At 69.5% G+C, this 23,653-nt stretch carries 24 protein-coding genes; 16 read left to right on the top strand and 8 right to left on the bottom strand.

Annotation, left to right across the window (positions count from 1 at the left end; all coding sequences use genetic code 11):
- Window positions 1-193: 193 nt before the first annotated feature.
- The 9 genes from atpB to OG897_RS22325 all read left to right on the top strand — a co-directional run bounded on the left by atpB (window position 194) and on the right by OG897_RS22325 (window position 8,016).
- The gene (atpB, locus tag OG897_RS22365) at window positions 194-1,003 is read left to right on the top strand and encodes a F0F1 ATP synthase subunit A (protein WP_266658969.1); all 810 of its coding nucleotides are present in this window, start codon (window positions 194-196) and stop codon (window positions 1,001-1,003) included.
- 110 nt (window positions 1,004-1,113) lie between these two features.
- Window positions 1,114-1,371, top strand: coding sequence for an ATP synthase F0 subunit C (atpE, locus tag OG897_RS22360; RefSeq protein WP_189826685.1), 258 nt, complete (start codon window positions 1,114-1,116; stop codon window positions 1,369-1,371).
- 42 nt (window positions 1,372-1,413) lie between these two features.
- Window positions 1,414-1,959: a F0F1 ATP synthase subunit B gene (locus OG897_RS22355; RefSeq protein WP_266658968.1), complete on the top strand. Its 546-nt coding sequence runs from the start codon at window positions 1,414-1,416 to the stop codon at window positions 1,957-1,959.
- Window positions 1,956-2,771, top strand: coding sequence for a F0F1 ATP synthase subunit delta (locus OG897_RS22350; RefSeq protein ID WP_266658967.1), 816 nt, complete (start codon window positions 1,956-1,958; stop codon window positions 2,769-2,771). The genes OG897_RS22355 and OG897_RS22350 overlap by 4 nt, the downstream gene beginning before the upstream one ends.
- A 143-nt stretch (window positions 2,772-2,914) precedes the next feature.
- Window positions 2,915-4,510, top strand: a complete 1,596-nt coding sequence (gene atpA / locus OG897_RS22345; RefSeq protein ID WP_266658966.1) for a F0F1 ATP synthase subunit alpha — start codon at window positions 2,915-2,917, stop codon at window positions 4,508-4,510.
- Between the two features lie 20 nt (window positions 4,511-4,530).
- Window positions 4,531-5,448, top strand: a complete 918-nt coding sequence (locus tag OG897_RS22340) for a F0F1 ATP synthase subunit gamma (RefSeq protein ID WP_266658965.1) — start codon at window positions 4,531-4,533, stop codon at window positions 5,446-5,448.
- Complete coding sequence (atpD, locus tag OG897_RS22335; protein WP_266658964.1) at window positions 5,448-6,890, top strand: F0F1 ATP synthase subunit beta; 1,443 nt, start codon at window positions 5,448-5,450, stop codon at window positions 6,888-6,890. Before OG897_RS22340 ends, atpD begins: the two co-directional genes overlap by 1 nt.
- 130 nt (window positions 6,891-7,020) lie before the next feature.
- Entirely contained in the window at window positions 7,021-7,395 is a 375-nt protein-coding gene (locus OG897_RS22330) for a F0F1 ATP synthase subunit epsilon (protein WP_266658963.1), read from the top strand.
- 174 nt (window positions 7,396-7,569) lie between these two features.
- Window positions 7,570-8,016 (top strand): DUF2550 domain-containing protein, encoded by a 447-nt coding sequence (locus tag OG897_RS22325; protein ID WP_266658962.1) that lies wholly within the window; start codon window positions 7,570-7,572, stop codon window positions 8,014-8,016.
- A gap of 162 nt (window positions 8,017-8,178) precedes the next feature.
- Here OG897_RS22325 and OG897_RS22320 read toward each other — a convergent pair whose 3' ends face one another.
- The 3 genes from OG897_RS22320 to OG897_RS22310 all read right to left on the bottom strand — a co-directional run bounded on the left by OG897_RS22320 (window position 8,179) and on the right by OG897_RS22310 (window position 12,147).
- Window positions 8,179-9,996 carry a glycoside hydrolase family 18 chitinase gene (locus tag OG897_RS22320; protein ID WP_266658961.1) on the bottom strand — a complete coding sequence of 606 codons (1,818 nt, stop codon included), beginning with the start codon at window positions 9,994-9,996 and terminating at the stop codon, window positions 8,179-8,181.
- Between the two features lie 256 nt (window positions 9,997-10,252).
- Entirely contained in the window at window positions 10,253-10,927 is a 675-nt protein-coding gene (locus tag OG897_RS22315; RefSeq protein WP_266658960.1) for a response regulator transcription factor, read from the bottom strand.
- Window positions 10,924-12,147 carry a sensor histidine kinase gene (locus tag OG897_RS22310; RefSeq protein ID WP_266658959.1) on the bottom strand — a complete coding sequence of 408 codons (1,224 nt, stop codon included), beginning with the start codon at window positions 12,145-12,147 and terminating at the stop codon, window positions 10,924-10,926. The genes OG897_RS22315 and OG897_RS22310 overlap by 4 nt, the downstream gene beginning before the upstream one ends.
- Before the next feature lie 160 nt (window positions 12,148-12,307).
- Here OG897_RS22310 and OG897_RS22305 point away from each other — a divergent pair, with 160 nt between their 5' ends.
- The gene (locus tag OG897_RS22305; RefSeq protein WP_266658958.1) at window positions 12,308-12,907 is read left to right on the top strand and encodes a hypothetical protein; all 600 of its coding nucleotides are present in this window, start codon (window positions 12,308-12,310) and stop codon (window positions 12,905-12,907) included.
- 135 nt (window positions 12,908-13,042) lie between these two features.
- Here OG897_RS22305 and OG897_RS22300 read toward each other — a convergent pair whose 3' ends face one another.
- From OG897_RS22300 to OG897_RS22290, 3 genes are read right to left on the bottom strand one after another with little or no spacing between them, the layout of a single operon-like run.
- The gene (locus OG897_RS22300) at window positions 13,043-13,615 is read right to left on the bottom strand and encodes a cob(I)yrinic acid a,c-diamide adenosyltransferase (RefSeq protein WP_266658957.1); all 573 of its coding nucleotides are present in this window, start codon (window positions 13,613-13,615) and stop codon (window positions 13,043-13,045) included.
- Window positions 13,616-13,631: 16 nt separating this feature from the next.
- Window positions 13,632-14,387: an ABC transporter permease gene (locus OG897_RS22295; RefSeq protein ID WP_266658956.1), complete on the bottom strand. Its 756-nt coding sequence runs from the start codon at window positions 14,385-14,387 to the stop codon at window positions 13,632-13,634.
- Window positions 14,388-14,397: 10 nt separating this feature from the next.
- A complete protein-coding gene (locus tag OG897_RS22290; protein ID WP_266658955.1) occupies window positions 14,398-15,204 on the bottom strand; it encodes an ABC transporter ATP-binding protein in 807 nt (268 codons plus the stop codon).
- Window positions 15,205-15,305: 101 nt separating this feature from the next.
- Between OG897_RS22290 and OG897_RS22285 the strand changes: the two genes are divergently transcribed.
- The 4 genes from OG897_RS22285 to OG897_RS22270 all read left to right on the top strand — a co-directional run bounded on the left by OG897_RS22285 (window position 15,306) and on the right by OG897_RS22270 (window position 20,507).
- A complete protein-coding gene (locus tag OG897_RS22285) occupies window positions 15,306-15,947 on the top strand; it encodes a TetR/AcrR family transcriptional regulator (protein ID WP_266658954.1) in 642 nt (213 codons plus the stop codon).
- Window positions 15,948-16,131: 184 nt separating this feature from the next.
- Complete coding sequence (locus OG897_RS22280) at window positions 16,132-16,983, top strand: 3-hydroxyacyl-CoA dehydrogenase family protein (protein WP_266658953.1); 852 nt, start codon at window positions 16,132-16,134, stop codon at window positions 16,981-16,983.
- Window positions 16,984-17,207: 224 nt separating this feature from the next.
- Window positions 17,208-17,531 (top strand): STAS domain-containing protein, encoded by a 324-nt coding sequence (locus tag OG897_RS22275; protein WP_189826702.1) that lies wholly within the window; start codon window positions 17,208-17,210, stop codon window positions 17,529-17,531.
- A 240-nt stretch (window positions 17,532-17,771) separates the two neighbouring features.
- A complete protein-coding gene (locus tag OG897_RS22270) occupies window positions 17,772-20,507 on the top strand; it encodes an ATP-binding protein (RefSeq protein ID WP_266658952.1) in 2,736 nt (911 codons plus the stop codon).
- An 82-nt stretch (window positions 20,508-20,589) separates the two neighbouring features.
- Here OG897_RS22270 and nucS read toward each other — a convergent pair whose 3' ends face one another.
- Window positions 20,590-21,261, bottom strand: a complete 672-nt coding sequence (gene nucS / locus OG897_RS22265; protein WP_266658951.1) for an endonuclease NucS — start codon at window positions 21,259-21,261, stop codon at window positions 20,590-20,592.
- A gap of 235 nt (window positions 21,262-21,496) precedes the next feature.
- On the opposite strand from nucS, the gene OG897_RS22260 reads away from it, so the two are divergent.
- Window positions 21,497-21,889: an SCO5389 family protein gene (locus OG897_RS22260; RefSeq protein ID WP_266658950.1), complete on the top strand. Its 393-nt coding sequence runs from the start codon at window positions 21,497-21,499 to the stop codon at window positions 21,887-21,889.
- Window positions 21,890-22,059: 170 nt separating this feature from the next.
- On the opposite strand, the gene OG897_RS22255 is transcribed toward OG897_RS22260, so the two are convergent.
- Entirely contained in the window at window positions 22,060-23,088 is a 1,029-nt protein-coding gene (locus OG897_RS22255) for an LLM class flavin-dependent oxidoreductase (protein ID WP_266658949.1), read from the bottom strand.
- A gap of 226 nt (window positions 23,089-23,314) precedes the next feature.
- Between OG897_RS22255 and OG897_RS22250 the strand changes: the two genes are divergently transcribed.
- On the top strand, window positions 23,315-23,650 hold the full coding sequence (locus tag OG897_RS22250; protein WP_266658948.1) for an ATP/GTP-binding protein: 336 nt from the start codon (window positions 23,315-23,317) through the stop codon (window positions 23,648-23,650).
- Window positions 23,651-23,653: the final 3 nt, after the last annotated feature.

Below are 23,653 nucleotides of genomic sequence, written 5' to 3'. Positions count from 1 at the left end.
ACTGCGGCACTGCGGGCGCGGGCATCCGAGCTGACGCCTGTCCCAGCGCGAGGCTCGTTGCCGAACCGCCCCGCCCAGCATTTCCAGCCCAGTCGTAAGACAAAGACCACCAGTCCAGTGCCGACCCGCGGCTTCCTGCCGCGCCGACACAACGAGGTTGCCGTACCTATGCGCCACGCTGAAGGAGCCCGCGGTGAGTGCTGACACAACGCTTGCCTTTGATGCGAGCTGCCACATTTTCACCGGATGCGGGTTCCCGGCTCCGGGCCTCCACACCTTCCTGTACAAGCCGATGTTCGAGGTGGCGGGCTTCGAGTTCACGAAGCCCATGCTGCTCGCGCTGCTCAGCACGCTGGTGATCGTCGCCTTCTTCTGGGCGGCCTTCAACAAGCCGAAGCTGGTGCCCGGCAAGGTCCAGATGATCGGTGAGGCCGGGTACGACTTCGTCCGCCGCGGCATCGTCTACGAGATCATCGGCAAGAAGGACGGCGAGAAGTACGTCCCGCTGATGGTGTCGCTGTTCTTCTTCGTATGGATCATGAACGTCTGGTCCATCATCCCGCTGGCCCAGTTCCCGGTCCCGTCGCTGATCGCCTTCCCGGCCGGTCTCGCGCTGATCGTGTACGTGCTCTGGGTCTCGCTGACCTTCAAGAAGCACGGCTGGACCGGCGGCTGGAAGAACATCACCGGTTACGACAAGTCGCTCGGCTGGGTCCTGCCGCTCGTCGTGGTCATCGAGTTCTTCTCGAACCTGGTCATCCGGCCCTTCACCCACGCGGTGCGACTGTTCGCGAACATGTTCGCCGGTCACCTGCTGATCGTGATGTTCACGCTGGCCTCCTGGTACCTGATGAACGGCATCGGCATCGCCTACGGCACCGTGTCCTTCGTCATGGTCCTCGTGATGACGGTCTTCGAGCTCTTCATCCAGGCCGTCCAGGCATACGTCTTCGTGCTCCTGGCCTCCAGCTACGTCCAGGGCGCACTCGCCAAGGGCCACTGAGCCAGCACGATCCGGGCGCCGACGGCCACCTCGTCGGTCCCGCCCCCCAGAACCAACAGACGTCCGGTGGCCAACCCCCACCGGTCCGTGAAAGAGAAGGAAGTAACGGCATGTCCGCTGCTCTCGAGCTTGTCAACCTCGCTGCCGGTGCCAAGGAGAACGTCGTCGGCAACGTCGCCTCCATCGGCTACGGCCTCGCCGCGATCGGCCCCGGCGTCGGCGTCGGCATCATCTTCGGTAACGGCACCCAGGCCCTCGCGCGTCAGCCCGAGGCCGCCGGCCTGATCCGCACCAACCAGATCATGGGCTTCGCCTTCTGTGAGGCTCTCGCCCTCATCGGCATCGTCATGGGCTTCGTCTACCAGTAAGCCCGGACCGACAGCCAACTACCTTTCACGGAAGGCACTGATGTGAACGCTCTGTTCCTTGCGGCGGCTGAGGAGCCTCAGAATCCTCTGGTCCCGCATCTCGACGAGCTGGTCATCGGTCTGATCGCCTTCGTCATCGTCTTCGGCTTCCTCGCCAAGAAGCTCCTCCCGAACATCAACAAGGTTCTGGAAGAGCGCCGCGAGGCCATCGAAGGCGGTATCGAGAAGGCCGATGAGGCCCGGATCGAAGCCGAGAGCGTCCTGGAGCAGTACAAGGCTCAGCTCGCCGAGGCCCGCCACGAGGCCGCGCGCCTGCGCCAGGAGGCGCTGGAGCAGGGCACTGCGCTCAAGGAAGACCTGCGCGCAGAGGGCCAGCGGCAGCGTGAGGAAATCATCGCTGCCGGTCACGCCCAGATCGAGGCCGACCGCAAGCAGGCTGCTCTGACTCTGCGTCAGGACGTCGGCAAGCTCGCCACCGACCTGGCCGGCAAGCTGGTCGGCGAGTCCCTCGAGGACTCCGCCCGCCAGAGCCGCACCATCGACCGCTTCCTCAACGAGCTTGAGGAGAAGGCCGAGGCGGCCCGATGAACGGCGCGAGCCGCGAGGCCCTGGGCAACGCCCGGAGCAGCCTCGACGCGCTGACGGACACGCCGTCCGTCGACGCGACGAAGCTGGCCGGCGACCTGGCCGCCGTCACCGCGCTGCTCGACCGTGAGGTCTCGCTGCGCCGGGTCCTGACCGACCCGTCGCAGTCCGGCGAGGCCAAGGCCGAGCTGGCCGGGCGTCTGCTCACCGGTCAGGTGGACGGTGCCGCCGTCGACCTGGTCAAGGGCATGGTCCGGTCCCGCTGGTCGCAGTCGCGCGATCTGGTCGACACGGCGGAGGAGCTGGCGAACACCGCCGACCTCACCGCCGCCCAGCAGGCCGGTTCCCTCGACAACGTCGAGGACGAGCTGTTCCGCTTCGGCCGGATCGTCTCGTCGAACGCCGCGCTCCGTTCCGCGCTCACCGACAAGGCGGCCACCACCGCCGCCAAGAGCGAGCTGCTCCGCAGCCTGCTCGGGGGTCGGGCCGAGCAGGTCACCGAGCGTCTGGTCGTCCGTCTCGTCACGCAGCCCCGTGGACGTAGCCTGGAAGCGGGACTCGACTCCCTCTCCAAGCTCGCCGCGGAGCGCCGCAACCGGATGGTCGCGGAGGTCACCTCAGCGGTGCCCCTCACCGACCAGCAGAAGCAGCGCCTCGGCGCGGCCCTCGCGAAGATCTACGGTCGCGAGATGCACCTGAACCTCGACGTGGACCCCTCGGTCCTCGGCGGCATCCAGGTTCGCGTCGGCGACGAGTTCATCAACGGGACCGTTGCGGAGCGCCTCGACGAGGTCTCCCGGCGCATGGCCGGCTGACGCCTGTCACCCACGCATCGCAGCACCAAGCACTGCCAGTAGTACGCATTGCCAGCGGCCCGGTTGGGCCGCAGAGGATTCCTGGGGGCCGACCCCAGACCCCTAGAAAACTTCGGGCCCAACAAGGAGAGCAGGGAACCCAGATGGCGGAGCTCACGATCCGGCCGGAGGAGATCCGGGACGCACTGGAGAACTTCGTCCAGTCGTACCAGCCGGACGCGGCCTCTCGCGAGGAGGTCGGAACTGTCAGCGTTGCCGGCGACGGCATCGCGAAGATCGAGGGTCTTCCCTCGGCCATGGCGAACGAGCTGCTGAAGTTCGAGGACGGGACCCTCGGTCTCGCCCTGAACCTCGAAGAGCGCGAAATCGGCGCGATCGTCCTCGGCGAGTTCAGCGGTATCGAGGAGGGCCAGCCGGTGCAGCGCACCGGTGAGGTGCTCTCCGTCGGCGTCGGCGAGGGCTACCTCGGCCGCGTCGTCGACCCGCTCGGCAACCCGATCGACGGCCTCGGCGAGATCGAGACCGAGGGCCGCCGCGCCCTGGAGCTTCAGGCTCCGGGCGTCATGGTCCGCAAGTCGGTGCACGAGCCCATGCAGACCGGCTACAAGGCCATCGACGCGATGGTGCCGATCGGCCGTGGCCAGCGTCAGCTGGTCATCGGCGACCGTCAGACCGGCAAGACCGCGCTGGCCGTCGACACGATCATCAACCAGCGTGACAACTGGCGCTCGGGCGACCCGAAGAAGCAGGTCCGCTGCATCTACGTCGCCATCGGTCAGAAGGGCTCCACCATCGCCTCCGTGCGTGGTGCGCTCCAGGAGGCCGGCGCGCTCGAGTACACGACGATCGTCGCCGCCCCGGCGTCCGACCCGGCCGGCTTCAAGTACCTGGCGCCGTACACCGGTTCGGCCATCGGCCAGCACTGGATGTACGACGGCAAGCACGTCCTCATCATCTTCGACGACCTGTCGAAGCAGGCCGACGCCTACCGCGCCGTGTCGCTGCTGCTGCGCCGTCCGCCGGGCCGCGAGGCGTACCCGGGCGACGTCTTCTACTTGCACTCGCGTCTCCTTGAGCGTTGCGCGAAGCTGTCGGACGAGATGGGCGCCGGTTCGATGACGGGTCTGCCGATCGTCGAGACCAAGGCGAACGACGTGTCGGCGTTCATCCCGACCAACGTCATCTCCATCACCGACGGCCAGTGCTTCCTGGAGTCGGACCTCTTCAACGCCAACCAGCGTCCGGCGCTCAACGTCGGTATCTCGGTGTCGCGTGTCGGTGGTTCCGCCCAGCACAAGGCGATGCGTCAGGTCTCCGGCCGACTGCGTCTGGACCTCGCCCAGTACCGCGAGCTGGAGGCGTTCGCCGCCTTCGGTTCCGACCTGGACGCGGCCTCCAAGTCTTCGCTGGAGCGCGGCAAGCGTCTGGTCGAGCTGCTGAAGCAGGGCCAGTACCAGCCGATGCCCGTCGAGGAGCAGGTCGTCTCCGTCTGGGCCGGCACCACCGGCAAGATGGACGAGGTCCCGGTCGAGGACATCCGCCGCTTCGAGAGCGAGCTGCTGGACTACCTGCGCCGCGAGCGCAAGGAACTCCTCACCTCGATCGCCGAGGGCGCGAAGATGTCCGACGACACCATGCAGTCCATCGCCGAGGCGATCACCACGTTCAAGGGACGGTTCGAGACCTCGGACGGCAAGTCCCTGGGCGAGGACGCACCGGCCGTCAACGTCTCCAAGTGACGACGGAAGGGACCTGACTCATGGGAGCCCAGCTCCGGGTCTACAAGCGTCGCATCCGATCCGTCACCGCGACCAAGAAGATCACCAAGGCGATGGAGATGATCGCCGCCTCTCGCATCGTCAAGGCTCAGCGCCAGGTGACGGCTTCCACGCCGTACGCCAGTGAACTGAACCGCGCGGTGGCGGCGGTGGCGACCGGCTCCAACACCAAGCACCCGCTGACGACCGAGGTCGAGGCCCCGACCCGGGCCGCGATCGTGCTCATCACGAGCGACCGCGGCCTGGCCGGCGGTTACTCCTCCAGCGCCATCAAGGCGGCGGAGAAGCTCACCGAGCGGCTGCGCGGCGAGGGCAAGGAGGTCGACACGTACATCGTCGGCCGCAAGGGTGTCGCCTACTACGGGTTCCGTGAGCGCAAGGTCGCGGACTCGTGGACCGGCTTCACCGACAGCCCGACCTACGCGGACGCCAAGCGGGTCGCCGGGCCGCTGATCGAGGCCGTCACGACGGAGACGGCCGAGGGCGGTGTCGACGAACTGCACATCGTCTTCACCGAGTTCGTGTCGATGATGACGCAGAACCCGGTGGAGAACCGGATGCTGCCGCTCAGCCTCGACAAGGCGGAGAAGGCGGAGGGCGCGAAGGACGAGATCCTTCCGCTGTTCGACTTCGAGCCGTCGGCGGAGGACGTCCTCGACGCCCTGCTGCCGCGATACGTCGAAAGCCGTATCTACAACGCACTGCTTCAGTCCGCCGCTTCCGAGCACGCGGCCCGCCGCCGTGCGATGAAGGCGGCGACCGACAACGCCGGGGATCTCATCAAGAGCCTCTCCCGGCTTGCCAACGCGGCCCGCCAGGCCGAAATCACCCAGGAAATCAGCGAGATCGTCGGTGGCTCCAGCGCCCTCGCCGACGCGAACGCGGGGAGTGACAAGTAATGACGACCACTGTGGAGACGGCCGCCGCCACGGGCCGTGTTGCCCGTGTCATCGGCCCTGTCGTCGACGTGGAGTTCCCCGTCGACGCCATGCCGGAGATCTACAACGCCCTCAAGGTCCAGGTCGCCGACCCGGCCGAAGACGGCAAGCTCAAGACGCTGACCCTGGAAGTCGCCCTGCACCTGGGTGACGGCCTGGTCCGTGCGATCTCGATGCAGCCGACCGACGGTCTGGTCCGCCAGGCTCCGGTCGTCAACACCGGCGAGGGCATCACCGTCCCCGTCGGCGAGATCACCAAGGGCAAGGTGTTCAACACCCTCGGCGAGATCCTGAACAAGCCGGAGGCCAACGCCGAGGTGACCGAGCGGTGGCCCATCCACCGCAAGGCCCCGTCGTTCGACCAGCTTGAGTCGAAGACCGAGATGTTCGAGACCGGCATCAAGGTCATCGACCTTCTCACCCCGTACGTCAAGGGTGGAAAGATCGGTCTGTTCGGTGGTGCCGGTGTCGGCAAGACCGTGCTGATCCAGGAAATGATCTACCGCGTGGCCAACAACCACGACGGTGTGTCGGTGTTCGCCGGTGTCGGTGAGCGCACCCGTGAGGGCAACGACCTCATCGAGGAAATGGCCGACTCGGGCGTCATCGACAAGACGGCCCTTGTCTTCGGCCAGATGGACGAGCCGCCGGGCACGCGTCTTCGCGTCGCGCTCTCGGGTCTGACCATGGCGGAGTACTTCCGCGATGTGCAGAAGCAGGACGTGCTCTTCTTCATCGACAACATCTTCCGCTACACGCAGGCGGGTTCCGAGGTCTCCACGCTCCTCGGCCGCATGCCGTCCGCGGTGGGTTACCAGCCGAACCTGGCCGACGAGATGGGTCTCCTCCAGGAGCGCATCACGTCGACCCGTGGTCACTCGATCACCTCGATGCAGGCGATCTACGTCCCCGCGGACGACCTGACCGACCCGGCGCCGGCCACCACCTTCGCCCACCTGGACGCGACGACCGTTCTGTCGCGCCCGATCTCGGAGAAGGGCATCTACCCCGCGGTGGACCCGCTCGACTCCACGTCGCGCATCCTGGACCCCCGCTACATCGCGGCGGACCACTACGCGACCGCCATGCGTGTCAAGGCGATCCTCCAGAAGTACAAGGACCTCCAGGACATCATCGCGATCCTCGGTATCGACGAGCTGGGCGAAGAGGACAAGCTGGTCGTCCACCGCGCCCGTCGCGTCGAGCGCTTCCTGTCGCAGAACACCCACGTCGCCAAGCAGTTCACCGGCGTGGACGGTTCGGACGTTCCGCTGGAAGAGTCGATCCGTGCGTTCAACGCGATCTGCGACGGGGACTACGACCACTTCCCCGAGCAGGCGTTCTTCCTGTGCGGTGGCATTGAGGACCTCAAGGCCAACGCCAAGGAGCTCGGCGTCAGCTGACGCCAGGCCCCACTCGTAGTGCCGTACGCGTGAGAGGGGCGGGCCCGCCCCGCCCCTCTCTCCGTACACCCCCTAGACTTTGACCCAACACCCGGCAGCTGCTGCCGGGTGGTGACCCGAGGAGCCACCCTTGGCTGCTGAGCTGCACGTCGAGCTGGTCGCTGCGGACCGCAACGTCTGGTCCGGCGAGGCCACCCTGGTCGTCGCGCGCACCACGTCCGGCGACATCGGCGTCATGCCCGGTCACCAGCCGCTTCTGGGTGTGCTGGAATCGGGCCCGGTGACCATCCGTACGAGCGAGGGCGGCACCGTCGTCGCCGCCGTCCACGGCGGTTTCATCTCGTTCGCCGACAACAAGCTGTCGCTGCTCGCGGAGATCGCCGAGCTGGCCGACGAGATCGACACGGCGCGCGCCGAGCGTGCGCTGGAAGCGGCGAAGGAGGCGGAGGACTCCGCCGCCGAGCGTCGCGCCGACGTTCGTCTGCGTGCGGTGGCGGGACACTGAGTCCTGCCTCACCCCACGTGATTTGCCCTCAGCCGCGGCTCGTACTGGATACTTCCAGGACGGGTCGCGGCTGACGCGATGCGTCAAGCGCTCGCGCGGGCGCGGCGTTGTAGTGCTGTAGTGCTGAAGTTCATTTCCGTAGCGGTACTGGATGAGGCGAGGAGGTCGTGGGAGATGATCCTCGCTCTGCTTGTGTGCGGCTCTGTCGTCCTGCTGGTGCTGGTGGGACTGTTCGTCTTCGGGCTGCGCCGGAGGCTGATCCAGCGCTCCGGCGGCACCTTCGACTGTTCGCTGCGCTGGGACACCCCCGAGGAGCTGGACACGTCCGGCAAGGGCTGGGTGTACGGCGTGGCCCGCTACAGCGGTGACCGGATCGCCTGGTTCCGGGTCTTCTCGTACGCTCCGAAGCCGCGCCGCGTCCTGGAGCGTTCGGCCATCGAGGTCGTCACGCGCCGCTCGCCGCAGGGCGAGGAGGAGCTGGCGCTGCTGTCCGACGCGCACATCCTGGGCTGCGTCCACCGCGGTACGCGGCTGGAGCTGGCGATGAGCGAGGACGCGCTCACCGGCTTCCTCGCGTGGCTGGAGGCGGCCCCTCCGGGGCAACGAGTCAATGTCGCTTAAGTAGGCTTTTTCGTTGGCAGGGGGTACCCCCGGACGAAGTCTGGGGGAGGGTCAACGTGGCGTGACCTCGGCGACGTACTTCGTACGGACGAAAGCCGGGGGAGACGGGGAGTGATCCCGTCTCCCCCGGCTTCTCCCATGGGGGGAGTCGTGCGTGGGGGGTTACTTCAGGCCGGAGTCGATGGCCGTGACCAGTTCGCCGTTGGCGGTGTCACCGCTGAACTCCCAGAAGAACGCGCCGCCCAGGCCCTGTGCCTTGGACCAGGCCATCTTGGAGTTGATGGTGGCGGGGGTGTCGTAGCTCCACCAGTTGGTGCCGCAGTGGGCGTAGGCGGTCCCGGCGACCAGGCCGTTCGAGGGGCACGTGGTCTTGAGGACCTTGTAGTCCTCGATGCCCTGCTCGTACGTTCCGGCTGCCGGACCCGTGGCGGTGCCGCCCGGCTCCTTCTGGGTGACGCCCGTCCAGCCTCGGCCGTAGAAGCCGATGCCGAGCAGCAGCTTCTTGGCCGGGACGCCCTTGGCCTTCAGCTTGGCGATGGCGTCGGCGGAGTTGAAGCCGGCCTGCGGGATGCCCGGGTACGAGGTGAGCGGGGAGTGCGGGGCCGTCGGGCCCTTCGCCGCCCAGGCGCCGAAGAAGTCGTACGTCATCACGTTGTACCAGTCCATGGACTTGGCCGCGGTGGCGTAGTCGGCGAGGTCGATCTTGCCGCCGTCGGAGGCGTCGGCGGTGATGGCGGCGGTGACCAGGTTGTTCGCGCCGAACTTCGTGCGGAGCGCGGAGGCCACGTTGCCGAGGGCGGCCGGGCCGCTGGTGTCGCAGGTCAGACCGCAGGCGTTCGGGTACTCCCAGTCGATGTCGATGCCGTCGAAGACATCGGCCCAACGCGGGTCCTCGACCAGCTTGTAGCAGGAGTCGGCGAACGCGGCCGGGTTCTGGGCCGCCTGGCCGAAGCCGCCGGACCAGGTCCAGCCGCCGAAGGACCAGATCACCTTGATGTTCGGGAACTTGGCCTTCAGCTTGCGGAGCTGGTTGAAGTTGCCGCGCAGCGGCTGGTCCCAGGTGTCGGCGACACCGTCGACGGACTGGTCGGCGGTGTACGCCTTGTCGTAGTCGGCGAAGGCGTCACCGATGGTGCACTTGCCGCCCTGGACGTTGCCGAACGCGTAGTTGATGTGGGTGATCTTGGCGGCCGAACCGGACGTCACCAGGTTCTTGACGTGGTAATTGCGGCCGTAGACGCCCCAGTTGGTGAAGTAGCCGAGCTTGACCTGGTCGCCGGGGCCCGGCCCCGGGTCGGTGTCGCCGGTGGTCTTCACGGTGACGGATCCGCTGGCGGGTCCGGTCTGGTCGGCGGTGTCGCGGGCCTGGACGGCGTACGAGTAACTGGTGCCCTTGGAGAGGGCGTTGTCCGTGTACGTCAGGCCGGTGACCGTGCTGACCTTCTGGCCGTCGCGCAGGACGTCGTAGTTCTTGACGCCCTTGTCGTCGGTGGCCGCGGTCCAGGTCAGCTTGGCGGAGGTGTCGGTGATGCCGCTGGCGACCGGGGTGCCGGGGGCGGTCGGCGGGGTGTCGCCGGGCTGTGAACCGCCGTCGCAGGAGGCTCCGTTGAGCTTGCAGCCCGAGGGGTTGCCGGGGCCCGTGCCGTTGAACCCGAAGGTGACGGAGGCGCCCGGGTTGAGGGTGCCGTTCCAGGAGAGGTTCTTGGCGGTGTAGTGGTTGCCCGCGCTGGTGAGTGTGGCGTCCCAGGCGGAGCCCGCCTTGGTGCCGGTGGGGAAGTCCCACTCGACGGTCCAAGAGGACAGGGTGGTGGTGCCGGTGTTCTTGACGGTCCACGAGCCTTCGAAGCCCGTGCCCCAGTCCGACTTCTTGGTGTACGTCGCCGTCGCCGAGGGGGCGGCCTGCGCGGGTGAGGCGAGGCCGACCATCGCGGCGAGGGGAAGGGCGAGCGCGGTGAGTCCGGCCGCGAGGCGCTTTCTCATGCGTGAGGTGCGCGGGGGATGTTGGGGGGACGTAGTGCTCAAGGGTTGCTCCCGAGAGAGGTCCGGCATGACGGGGTGGGACCTGTGCGCCGCGCGGTGAGCACGCTCATCAGGGGAGGCATAGCGGGGCGTGCTCACCACTGCGGTGCGGTGAGCGTGCCAAGGTCTGGACCAATCGTCAAGAGGTCTGGACCAGAGAAGGGGAAGTGCCCGTTCGGGACACCTCCCCTTCTCTGGAGAGTTCTTCCGGGTCCTCTCAGATGCCCAATTCCTGAGCCAGGACGGCCGCTTGGACCCTGCTGCGCATCCCGAGCTTGCCCAGAAGTCGGCTGACATGCGTCTTGACGGTGGCCTCCGCCATGTCGAGACGTACGGCGATCTCCGCGTTGGACAGCCCCTCGCCGAGCCGGGCGAGGACCTCGCGCTCGCGCCGGGTCAGCGGGTCGAGGATGGACAGGTCCGCGCCGCTGGCCTTCCGCGCGGGGGCGGGTGCGGCGAACTCCGCGATCAGACGGCGGGTGACGGCGGGGGCGATCAGGCCCTCGCCCCGGGCCACCGTCCGTACGGCTTCGAGCAGGTCCTTGGCCTCGGTGTTCTTGAGCAGGAAGCCCGCCGCTCCGGCGCGCAGCGCGCCGAAGACGTACGCGTCGAGGTCGAAGGTGGTCAGGACCAGGACGTCGGCGTGCCCCGCGTCGACCACCTGCTGCGTCGCGGTCACGCCGTCCAGGCGGGGCATCTGGAGGTCCATCAGCACGATGTCCGGGCGGAGTTCACGGGCCAGGCGCACCGCCTCCTCGCCGTCCGCCGCCTCGCCGACGACCTCGATGTCGGGGGCGCTGCCGAGAATGAGCACGAGCCCGGCCCGTACCGCCGACTGGTCCTCGGCGACGAGCACCCGGATCGCTCTGCTCGTCGTCGCTCCGTCGTTCATATGGGCAGCTCCTTGCTGTCGTCCTCGGCGGGCAGCTCTGCCCGTACCTGCCAGATCTTGGTGTCGTCCGCCCTGGTGACGGGACCCGCTTCGAGCGTGCCGTCCAGGAGGGTCACCCGCTCCTCCATGCCCACCAGGCCCGCCCCGGAGCCGGGTGCCCTCGGCCCCGGGCGATCGCTGCCGAACCGGCTGGTCACGGTCACGGTCAGGGTGCCGTCGGCATGGGCGAGCGCGACGGTGACCGGGCCGGGGGAGGCGTGCTTGAGGGCGTTGGTCAGGGACTCCTGCACGATGCGGTACGCGGCCAGCTCCACCGGGGTCGGCAGCTTGAGCGCGGCGGGGCGGGCGTCGTCGAGCACGAAGGTCAGCCCGGTGTCGGCGACGAAGGCCCGGGACTGTTCCAGCAGCGCGTCGAGCCCGTCGAGGGTGGGCGCGGCGGAGGGCTCCTCGTGTTCGTTGCCCGCCCGCAGCAGCCCGATCAGGCGGCGCATTTCGGCCAGGCCCTGGACGCTGTTCTCGCGGATGACGGCGAGGGCGCGGGAGGACGTTTCGGGGGTGTCTATGGAGAGCGCGGCGGTGGAGTGGATGGCGATGGCGGAGAGGTGGTTGGCCACCATGTCGTGCAACTCGCGGGCCATCCGGGTCCGTTCGGCCAGGACGGCCTGGTTGTGGTCGATCTCGGCGAGCAGGGCCGTCTGCTCGGCGCGCAGCCGGGCGGCCTCGGCCGCCTGCCGGTGGTTGCGCAGGGTGACGCCGGTCATGGCGGGCCCGAAGCTGACCGCGCCGACGATCAGGCCGAACAGCAGGGCGTCCGGCTTCTTGAACCAGGCGAGGAAGCCGATGGTGGCCGCGAGGGTGACCATGCCGGTGGTGATCGGGATGCGCCGGGCCGCCGAGGGAGTGCCGTAGACGACGGCCGCGTACACGATGTCCGCGAACATGATCACGGTGGCGAGGTTGCCCCAGGTGAACTGGTCGGCGACCACCCCGAGGGTGGCGAGGGTGAGCGCGAGCTGCGGGGAGGTCCTGCGGATCAGCTCCACCCCGGCGAGCAGGGTCATCGGGACCAGGGTCACCCAGCTGGGCATCAGGTCGCGGTTGCCCTGGTTGAACAGGCCCAGCTTCCACAGCAGCAGGCCGGCCAGCCAGCTGCCCGCCGAGAGCAGGATGTCGTCGCGGTGGGGGCGGAAGACGGGGAGGCGGAGGGGCACGCTTCCCATTCAATACGGCTCGCGGGCGGGCGTCCTCCCCGCGCGGGCGGAAGCGGCGGTACATCGAAGGATGCAGCGGGGGTTCGTCACTGGCGACGATGCGGCGGCGGGGGAGGGCGGGCGATCATGGGGATGCGCTCGGCAGAGTGCGTACGGGAGGAGTCGGGTCGTGGTCGTCGCGCTGGTCGTCGCGTGTGAAGTGGCTTTCTGGGTGCTGTTGTTCGCCGGGCTGGCGCTGCGGTACCTGGCGAAGATGCCGAGGCTGGGGGCGGCGGTGCTGCTGTGCGAGCCGCTGCTGGAGGTCGTGCTGCTGGTCGTCACCGTGATCGACCTGCGCAACGGGGCGCAGCCGGACTGGAAGCACGGGCTGGCGGCGGTCTACATCGGCTTCACGGTGGTCATGGCGCACCGCACGATCCGCTGGCTGGACGTGCGCTTCGCCCATCGGTACGCCGGGGGGCCGGAGCCGGTGAAGCCGCCGAAGTACGGGTGGGCGCGGACGAAGCACGAGCTGCGGACGGCGGGGCGGTGGATCCTGGCGTGCGCGATCGCGGCGGGGCTGTTGCAGGCGGCGGTGTGGATGGTGGGGTCGGGCGGTGAGGTCGGCTCCCTGCGGGAGTGGCAGATGAGGATGGGGCTCGTGGCGGGGATCAACGCGGTGATCGCGGCGTGTTACGTGGTGTTCCCGAAGCAGGGGGCTCCGGAGGAGCCGGGGCGGGGGGCCGTGCCTGGGGTGGTGGAGAGGCCGGGGGTCTTCACCAAGCGGTGATCCGGGGCTCCGCTTCGGCTTTGCGAGGGGCGGGTGGGGGCGGGCCTGGGGCGGGCTCCGCCCCCATCCGTGCCGTACCCGGGTGGGGGCGGAGCCCGCCCCAGGCCCCTCAAACGTCGGCGAGGCTGATGGTTGCTACCGCTCCCCGCCCGGGACCCACAGGACGTCGCCCACCGACTTGTTGGCCGTCCTGGCCAGGATGAAAAGCAGGTCCGAGAGCCGGTTCAGGTACGTCGCGGTGAGCGGGTTCATCGTGTCGCCGTGCACCTCGAAGGCCGCCCACGTCGACCTCTCCGCCCGCCGCACCACCGTGCACGCCTGGTGCAGCAGGGCCGCGCCCGGTGTTCCCGCCGGGAGGATGAAGGAGCGGAGCTTCTCCAGTTCCGCCAGGTAGGTGTCGCAGTCGGCCTCCAGCTTGTCGATGTACGACTGCTCCACGCGAAGGGGCGGGTACTTCGGGTCCTCGACCACCGGAGTCGACAGATCCGCCCCCACGTCGAAGAGGTCGTTCTGGATGCGGGTGAGGACGGCGACCACGTCCTCCTCCAGATTGCCCAGGGCGATCGCCGTCCCGATCACCGCGTTCGCCTCGTTGGCGTCCGCGTACGCCGAGATCCGCAGATCCGTCTTCGCCGTACGGCTCATGTCGCCCAGCGCCGTGGTGCCCTTGTCGCCGGTACGGGTGTAGATGCGCGTCAGATTGACCATGCCCAGAGCGTAGCGATCAGGCCCCGGCCCGGCGGAACTCGCGGGTGCCCGCGTACACCGCGAGACCCGTGAAGGCGACCGCCACCAGCACCCCGTACAGCATCGTGCTGTTCGCGTACTCCCCGACGTACGCGGATCGCACCGCGTCCACCAGGTAGCGGAACGGCATGAAGTGGGACAGGACGTCCAGCCAGGTCGGGGCCAGGGCCATCGGCAGCATCAGGCCGGAGAGCAGGATCGCGGGCATCGAGACCGCGTTGACCACGGGCCCGAAGCCCTGCGGCGTCGAGACCTTCATCGCCAGGAGGTACGAGAGCGAGGCGAGCGCGATCGTCAGTACGGCGACGAAGGCGAAGCCGATCAGGATGCCGGGCAGCGGGGCGCGCAGGCCCATCAGCAGGGCCGCCGCCACCAGCAGTACGGCCTGGAAGACGAAGAGGACGGCGTCCCGCAGCACCCGCCCCAGGAGCAGGGCGAGGCGGCTGACGGGGGTGACCCGCATCCGCTCCACCACCCCCGTGCCCTTGTCGAGGATGAGCGCGAAGCCCGCGAACGACGCCCCGAACAGGCCGAGTTGGAGGAGCAGGCCGGGGACCAGCACCTGCCAGGAGTCGCCCTTCGACGACAGCGGCAGGTCGGTCAGGAGCGGGCCGAAGAAGAGCAGGTAGAGCAGGGGCATCAGCACGCCGAAGAAGATCTGGAACTTCGAGCGCAGCGTCTGGCGCAGGTACCGGCCCAGGATGAGGGAGGTGTCGGAGAGCAGAGATGGCATGGGGGAGTCCCTAGACCGCTACGGGCGTGTTGTCCTTCGGCGCCGGGGCGGCGCGTCCGGTGATGGCCAGGAAGGTGTCCTGGAGGGAGGCGTCGGGCGAACCCGTGTGACGGAGCTTGAGCGCGTGCGGGGTGCCGTCCGCGACGACCTTGCCCTTGTCGATGATCACGAGCCGGTCGGAGAGCGCGTCGGCCTCGTCGAGGTAGTGGGTGGTGAGGACGACCGTCGTGCCGAACGCGCTGCGCAGGCGGCGGACCAGGTCCCAGAGGTCGCTGCGGCTGGCCGGGTCCAGGCCGGTCGTCGGCTCGTCGAGGAAGAGGACCTCCGGGCGGTGGGTGAGCCCCATCGCGATGTCGAGCCGTCGCCGCTGGCCGCCGGAGAGGGCGGAGCAGTTGCGGTCCAGGAAGGCGGTGAGGTCCAGGGCTTCGGCCAGTTCGTCCGCGCGGGCCGCCGCCTGGGACTTGGTGAGGCGGTAGAGGCGGCCCTGCGTGACCAGTTCCTCGCGCACCGGGATGTGCGGGTCGACGCCGCCCGACTGGGCGACGTAACCGATCTTGCTTCGTACGCCCGTGGGGTCGGTCAGCAGGTCGTGGCCCGCGACCGTGGCGGTGCCGCCGGTCGGGGCGAGGAGCGTGGTGAGCATCCGCAGGGTCGTGGTCTTGCCCGCGCCGTTGGGGCCGAGGAAGCCGAGGATCTCGCCGGGGCGGACGGTCAGGTCGATGCCCCGGACGGCTTCGACCGGGCCCGCCTGGGTCGGGAAGGTGCGGGTCAGGTTCGAGGTGCTGACGATCGGGGGCGGGGGTTCGGGAGCTGTCATGAGGGATAGAAAAGCAGAGGCTCACCAAATTTGCAATCGCCCCAAAAATTAAGAGGGTGCAAGTATTCAGTGAGGCCAAGGACGCTGCGTACGATTGCGGGATGGCTGAGGGACTGAGAGAGCGCAAGAAGCGCCAGACCAGGCAGTACATCTCCGACGTGGCCACCGGGCTGTTCCTGGAGAAGGGCTTCGACGCGGTGACGATCGCCGAGATCGCCGCCGCCAGCGACGTCTCCGTCAACACCGTCTACAACTACTTCCCGGCCAAGGAGGACCTCTTCTTCGACCGCAGCGCGGGCGTCGTCGACCTGCTCGCCCGGTGTGTGCGGGGGCGGGAGAAGGGCGAGTCGGCGGCCCGGGCCGTGCTGCGCGAGCTGCGCATCGACGTCGAGGCCGTCTCGCCCCGGGTCGGGCTGATGGAGGGGTACGACCGCTTCCTGGAGGTCGTGCATGGCGCGCACACGCTGCGCTCCCGGCTCTGGTCCGTCCAGCAGGAGTCGCTGGAGAACCTGGAGAAGGCGCTGCGGGAGGACGTCGGCGCCGAGGACGGGGACGACCTGCCTGAGCTGGTCGCCGGGCAGATCGTCTGGGTGCACTCGACGCTGATGGCGTGGATCGGGCGCGAGATGGTGAAGGGGCGCGTGCCCGCCGAGGTGTCGCGGGAGGCGCTGGTCCTCCTGGACGACATGGAGGGGCTGTTGAGCGAGCACGTGCTCAACTACGCCGTACGGGACGCGAGCTGACGCGCACCCGGGTCGCGGGCCGGTGCGTGCCGGGGCGCGGTCCGGCCCGTACCAGTGTGATGTCCGTCATCTGAGACGTGACGCGCATCTCTTCGCCGCCCCAGCGGCCCCTTCCGGCGATAGCCTCCGCCACAGGACAACGAATACGCGGTAGCACGCGGTAGTCAGTCAGAGGGAGTGTGCAGTGGCCAGGAAGCTCGCCGTCATCGGTGCCGGTCTCATGGGATCGGGCATCGCCCAGGTCTCGGCCCAGGCGGGCTGGGAGGTGGTCCTGCGCGACGTGACGGACGCGGCCCTGACCCGTGGCACGGACGGCATCAAGGCGTCGTACGACAAGTTCGTGAGCAAGGGCAAGCTGTCGGCCGAGGACGCCGAGGCGGCGCTCGGGCGGATCAGCACGACCACCGACCTGGACGCGGTCGCGGACGCCGACATCGTCGTCGAGGCCGTCTTCGAGAAGCTGGAGATCAAGCACGAGATCTTCCGCACGCTGGACAAGCTCGTACGGGACGACGCCGTGCTCGCCTCCAACACCTCCGCCATTCCGATCACCAAGATCGCGGCCGTGACGGAGCGTCCGGAGCGGGTCGTCGGCGCGCACTTCTTCTCGCCGGTCCCGATGATGCAGCTGTGCGAGCTGGTGCGCGGCTACAAGACGAGCGACGAGACGCTGGCGAAGACGCGCGAGTTCGCCGAGTCGGTCGGCAAGACGTGCATCGTCGTCAACCGGGACGTGGCCGGATTCGTGACGACCCGTCTGATCTCCGCGCTGGTCGTCGAGGCCGCCAAGCTGTACGAGTCGGGCGTCGCCAGCGCCGAGGACATCGACCTCGCCTGCAAGCTGGGCTTCGGCCACGCCATGGGGCCGCTCGCCACCGCCGACCTCACCGGCGTCGACATCCTGCTGCACGCCACCGGCAACATCTACACCGAGTCGCAGGACGAGAAGTTCGCCCCGCCGGAGCTCATGCGCCGCATGGTCGACGCGGGCGACATCGGCCGCAAGAGCGGCCAGGGCTTCTACAAGCACGGCTGAGCCGCAGGCGCCTGCGAACTGCGAGCGCCGACGGGCTGCGGGCACTGACGTTCGACGACTGTAGAGCGCAAGGGCGTCATATCGGTCATTGCGTTCACCCACACGGGTGAACTCGGTATCGATTCGCTTACAGACGGCAACTTCTCTGCACTCACGGCAGTCAGTTGATGGAAAGAAATAAAGACGACGAAGACGTCACGGACACGCACTCTCGGGGAGCGCACATGCACATCAGGGGCGATCACGTCGAGCTGGTCGTCGGGGGCCGCCTCGACGTCCGCAGCGCGGCGGACGCCCGTACGGTCCTGCACTCGGCCGTCGACGACGGCGCCGGCGACCTCGTGCTCGACCTGACCGAGCTGGACTCGTGGGACGCCACCGGACTGGGCGTCATCATGGGCGCCCACCGGCGGGCCGGACGGTGCGGGCGACGCCTCGTCCTGCGCGGCGTGCCGCCGCAGATGCAGCGGCTGCTCGTGGCGACCCGGCTGCACCGGATCCTGGCGATCGAGGGCGGGCTCGCGGCGGACTCGCTGCCGCGCGTCTGAGCCCGTCCCACCCCTCGGTCGTGGTGCCGCAATCCTCACAGGACTGTGACGTGCCGGGGCACCCGGGGCACCCGGCATTCGTAGATAATGTGCGAAGGTCTAGGGTTCGGTCGCCTGCCGCTTGACGAGCCCACGCAATGGATGCACCCACGTCGGCGGGCACCGGACCAGAAGCGACAGCGAGCGTGCGAAAGGCCGGGAGGGGCAGTCAGCACGCAACGCATCTGGGGGGCTTTGACCATGGACCCGATGAACCGGGGACCTGAAGAGCACGGTCAGGACAACATCCGCAACCACGACGAGCGGGACACGTCGGGCAGCGCGCGGGAGCGCGACCCGGCGCACCGCGACCCGGCGCACCGCGATCCGGCAGGTCATGATCCGATACGCCGTGATCCCATGACGCGCGACCTGGGTCCGAGCGCGTCGCCTTCGCTCGCCCGCACGATCCAGTTCACCTCGGGGGACTTCCTGCTGACCGTCAATCCGGTCGACGGAAGCGAGATCGAACCCTGCCCGCCCGGTGAACGGCCCGCCGTTCCCGTGCGCCGCCCGGCCGCCGACCGCGCCGAACTGGCGCGGGCGGCCAAGCCGCCGGTCCCGCCGGGCCCCGCCGTGCCCGAACTGCCGCTCCTGGAGCGGCAGGAGGAGCACGAGCAACTGGTGGGGCTGCTGTCGCGCGGACGTTCCGTGCGGCTCGTCGGCTCGCCGGGATCGGGCCGTACGGCGCTGCTCGACGCCGTCGCCGAGGAGTGCGCCGAGCTCGCGCCGGACGGCGTCGTACGGCTCTCCGGTCACCGTCGTACGGCGGCCGAACTGCTCCAGAACCTGTTCGCCGCCGTCTTCCGGGCCCCGCTGCACCGGCCCGACCGGGACGAACTGCTCGGCCACGTCCACGAGATCGGCGCGATCGTCGTCCTGGACGACCTGGAGTTCGGCGGGGAGGCCCTGGAGGAGCTGCTCGCCGCCACGCCCGAGTGCGCGTTCCTGCTCGCCACCACGCCCGAGGCCGCCGCCGAGACGCCCGCCGGATTCCTCGAAGAGGTGCTGCTCGGCGGGCTCGGGCGGGGGGCGTCGCTGGAGCTCCTGGAGCGTGCCGTCGACCGGCCGCTCACCGACGAGGAGGCCAACTGGGCCGGTGATCTGTGGTTCGAGTCGGAGGGGCTGCCGCTCAGGTTCGTGCAGGCGGGGGCGCTGCTGCGGCAGCGTGACGTGCTGCGCGCCGACCCGGGGGCCTTTGACGAGTACGGGTACTTCACCGAGGCGCCGCTCGACGCGCCCTTCGACGCCGAGGACGGGCACGACGTACCGCTGCCCACCCTCGCGGAGGGCATCGCCCCGGTCGCGCCGCTGGCCGCCCGGCTCAGCGAGTCCGCCCGGGACACGCTGCGCTTCGCGCTGGCGCTCGGCGGCGAGGTCCCGCACCAGGCGCACCTGCCCGCGCTGGTGGGCGACACCCACGCGGACGCCGCGCTGGGCGAACTCGTCGCGAGCGGACTGCTGTCCCCGTCCGGCGCGTCCTACCGGCTGGCCGCCGGGGTCGCCGTACAGCTGGAGAACGCGGGGTACGGCGACGACGCGGTCGAGCACGCGTTCAACGCCGCGCAGCACTACGCCTGGTGGGCCGGTCACCCCTCGGTGACGGCGGAGCGGATCTCCGCCGAGTCGGACGCCGTGCTGTCCGCGCTCGCCGCCCTCGTGCCGGGCACGGAGGCGGGGCACCCGAGTGCCGCCGTGCTCCTGGCCCGTACGGCTGCTCCCGCTTTCGCGGCGGGCATGCAGTGGGGCGCCTGGGAGCGGTCGCTGCGCACGGGCGCGGAGGCGGCCCGGATCGCCGGTGAGGTCGGCGAAGAGGCGTACTTCCACCACGAGCTGGGGATCCTGGCGCTCTGCTCCGGTCAACTTGACCGGGCACGCGCCGAGTTGGAGACCTCGGTGGGGCTGCGCGGGGCGCTTTCCGACCGGCGCGGTACGGTCGCCGCCCGGCGGGCCCTGGCGCTGGTCACCGACCGCAGCGGGGGAGCGCGGCCGCCGCTGGTGCTGCCTTCGCCCTCGGCCGGTTCGGTGTCGGTGACGGCGTCGCGCTCGCCGTTCGACAGCCCGTTCAACCCCTTCGAGAACGAGTACGACGGTTACGGATCGGACCGTCCTTCGGCGGGCGAGGAGATGCCCGCCGCCCGGTACGAGGAGTCCGCTTCGCCGCCCGCCGGGGTTCCGGCCTCGATGGGCGCGGACGAACTCACCGAGGCCGCAGGGCCCGTGGTCATCCGCCGCAGCCCTTCGGCGGCGGGCGGCTCCGGTGCGCCGAGCAGGCACTCCATGCTCAGCGGCGCCCGGCGCAACCTGGTCGCGGCGGGGGCGGGTGCGCTGCTGGTCGCCGTGCTGGGCACCGTGGTGACGCTCGGAGCCACCGGCAACAACCCGATCGGAGGGGGAGACCGGGTCTCCCCCGAGCAGTCCGCCAACGAGGACTCCGGCCGGGGCGGCCTCGACGCCGACAAGGCCGACGGCTCCTCGGGCGGCAACTCCACCGGCGGCGGCAAGGGGCCCGCCGACCCGGGCATTCCGGCGGCCGACTCCACCAGCCGGGGCAGGACCACGCCCGGCGCGACCTCGGACCCCGGATCGACCGGCAAGCCGGACGACAAGCCCGGCAGGACGACACCGCCGCCCACCAGCGGCAAGCCCACCGATCCGCCGACGAAGCCTCCGACGACTGATCCGCCGACCAAGCCGCCGACGACGGACCCGCCGACGAAGCCCCCGACGACCGATCCTCCGACGAAGCCTCCGACGACGGACCCGCCGACCAAGCCGCCGACGACCGACCCGCCGACGAAGCCTCCGACGACGGACCCGGGCCCGCCGACGACCAATCCGGACCCCCCGACGACGAAGCCGGACCCGCCGACGACGAAGCCCACCGACGACAAGCCCCCGACGGGCGGAACCTCGCCCACGGGCACGATCGCCTAGGGCCTCGTACGTACGTACGCGGAGAAGTGTGGCGGCCCACCTGGATCCAGGTGGGCCGCCACGGTCGTTGAGGGGGGCGGGATCAGAAGAGCCGCAGTTTGTCGTCCTCGATGCCGCGCATCGCGTTGTAGTCCAGGACCACGCAGCGGATGCCCCGGTCGGTGGCCAGCACGCGGGCCTGCGGCTTGATCTCCTGGGCGGCGAACACGCCGGTCACGGGGGCCAAGTGCGGGTCGCGGTTGAGGAGTTCGAGGTAGCGGGTGAGCTGCTCGACGCCGTCGATGTCGCCGCGCCGCTTCAGCTCGACGGCCACCGTCGCGCCGTCGGCGTCCCGGCAGAGGATGTCGACCGGGCCGATCGCCGTCATGTACTCGCGGCGGATGAGGGTGTAGCCGTCGCCGAGGGTCTCGATGCGGTCGGCGAGGAGTTCCTGAAGGTGCGCTTCCACGCCGTCCTTGATGAGACCGGGGTCGGTGCCCAGGACGTAGGACGAGTCGTGGAGGACTTCCTCCATCGTGATGATCAGTTTCTCGCCCGCCTTGTTGATCACGGTCCAGACACCGGCTTCGTCACCGGTGCCCTCCTTGAGCGTGCAGGGCGGGGACATCCAGTTGAGCGGCTTGTACGCCCTGTCGTCCGCGTGAATGGAGACGCTGCCGTCCGCCTTCACCAGGATCAGACGGGGGGCGGAGGGCAGATGGGCGGTGAGCCTGCCCGCGTAGTCCACGGAGCAACGGGCGATGACGAGACGCATGGGGAGCAACGCTACTCGACAACACGGGGTGGGCGCGATTCGCCCTGTAAGGCCCCCTTCGCAAGGGGCCGACGTGCTTCCCCCCGTGGCCGGTTGTATGCGCAATCCCCTGTCGCGGCACGGATGGCGCGCTTACGGTGGATGCAGGAGGTCGCCGTGCGTGCACGCTGCGTCGCCGCTCTCCAGTCCTGCCCGGAAGACCCCGTCTCTGTGCGGGGTCGCGAGAGGAGAACCCATGTCGCTCGACGTCTCACCGGCACTGTTGGAACAGGCCGAGCGAGGCGAGGTCGACGAAGCCGACTTCGTCGACTGCGTCCGGACCTCCCTGCCCTTCGCATGGGAGATGATCAGCTCGTTGGTGGCCCAGCTGAAGGTCGACGGCGGCCAGTTCGCCGACAACCAGACGCCGCCGCCCAACGAGCAGGCCCGTGGCCAGCTGCTGCGGGCACTGGCGAGTGACGCCATTCGCGGGTCGCTCGAACGTCACTTCGGAGTACGTCTCGCGTTCCAGAACTGCCACCGCGTCGCGGTGTTCCCGCTGGACTCCTCGGTCGACGAGCGGCTCGCCCGCTTCACGTCGATCCGCGGCCAGCTGCTCAACCAATCGCCGGAACTGCGGGACTGCTGACAGCTGAGGCTGCCGCTCCCGTGTCGCGGGAGGTGTACAGACTCAGGGGCGGCAGCCCTCCGGTGCTCAGGCACTCCGGTACTCAGGCACTTCAGTACGAACCACTGCCTCGCGCGTGCGACCGCCGGCGCGCCGCCGCCTCACGCGAACAGATCCCGTACCTCGCCCCGTCAGCTGAGCAGGGACCGCACCTCGGTGCCCAGCCGCCTGACGTTCTCCTCCGTCCCGGCGAGGTCGCCCGAGCCCTCGGTCAGCAGCGCGAACCGCGTGATGCCGGTCCTCTCCGCGGTGGCCGCGAGCCGGTCCGCCGCCAACTGCGGCGTGCCCACCGGGTGTAGTGCGCACAGCTTCTCGGTGTACGCCACCGGGTCCCGCATCACCCGGTGCCGTCCATCTACGGTGACGTGCGCGTCGAGACCCTGTTTCAGCCAGCCGGGCATCGACTTGGTGAGGATCTCGCGGGCGTCCGCCGTGCTGTCGGCGATCTGGACGACCCCCGCCGAGACATGTCCCACGAGCGCGATCTCCTCGGCGCTGCGGCCCACCTCGCGCGCGCAGCGCCGCCACAGGGCGGTCATCTCCGCCTTGTCCTCGTCCCCGCAGTGCATGCCGAGCAGCATCGGCAGCCCGCGCTCGGCGGCCAGCTTCACGCTCTTCGGCGAGGTGCACGCGACGACCACCTCGGGACCCGGCGCACCCTCCAACTGCTCGTCGGGGCGCGGTACGACGGCCACTTCGCGGAAGCGGTACCGCTCGCCCTCCGCCCCCACGCGGGACTCGCGCAGCCAGCGCAGTACGAGGTCCAGGGCCTCCGGGAAGCCCTCCTCGTACGCCTTGAGCCCGCTGCCGAAGACCTCCAGGTCGACCCAGGGCCCACCGCGCCCCAGCCCGAGCGAGAAGCGCCCGCCCGAGGTCAGGTGCAACAGGGCCGCCTGCTCCGCCACGTTGACCGGGTGCGCGGTCGGCAGCACCGTCACCGCCGTGCCGACCCGGATGCGGCGGGTGCGGCCGAGCATCAGCGCGGCCAGCGTCACGGCGGACGGACACACGCCGTACGGAACGAAGTGGTGCTCGGCCAGCCAGACCGCGTCGAGCCCCGCCTCCTCCGCGACCTCGGCCGTCCGCACCGCCCGGTGCAGCGTCTCCCCCTGACCCTGGCCTGGGAACTGGGCCGCCAGTACGAAAGCTCCAATGTGCATCGCCCTCTGCCTCCTTCAGCCTGTCGAACAGACTCCGATTCGGCGATCCCCCACTGGCATTAACGTCTGACAAGTGCCAAAGGCACGGGCCTGCGCAAAGTTCTTGTGATTTTCCGGCTACCTGTGCGCCGGGAGTACCGGAGTACCCACTTCAGTGGTACGCCTACCCCCGCCGGTTGGGCCTAGGCTGGAGGAAACCTGCCCGTCCAGTCCCATGAGGTGCTACGTGTCCCCGCGCCGCAACCGCCCCCGAGGCGGGATGAGTCCGACCGCGAGCAGCGGGGGCGGCGGTGACTCACCGGACCGCTTCGGACTGCAGAGCACCGAGACGTGGCAGGGCGAGGAGTGGCTCGTGCGGCAGGTCAGCGGGGCCAGTGCCCAGGGCAAGCGCTACCGCTGCCCCGGCTGCGACCAGGAGATCCCCTCCGGCGTCCCGCACCTGGTGGCCTGGCCCGACTACGGCGGCGTCGACGACCGCAGGCACTGGCACAAGGCGTGCTGGAACGCGAAGGACCGCCGCACCACGAAGGTGCAGCGGTCCAGGAACGCGCCCCGGCACTGAGCC

This window comes from Streptomyces sp. NBC_00237 (assembly GCF_026342435.1).
Lineage (GTDB): Bacteria > Actinomycetota > Actinomycetes > Streptomycetales > Streptomycetaceae > Streptomyces.
The sequence above is the reverse complement of the archived record's forward strand: the minus strand, read 5'-3'. Positions and strand labels throughout refer to the sequence as shown.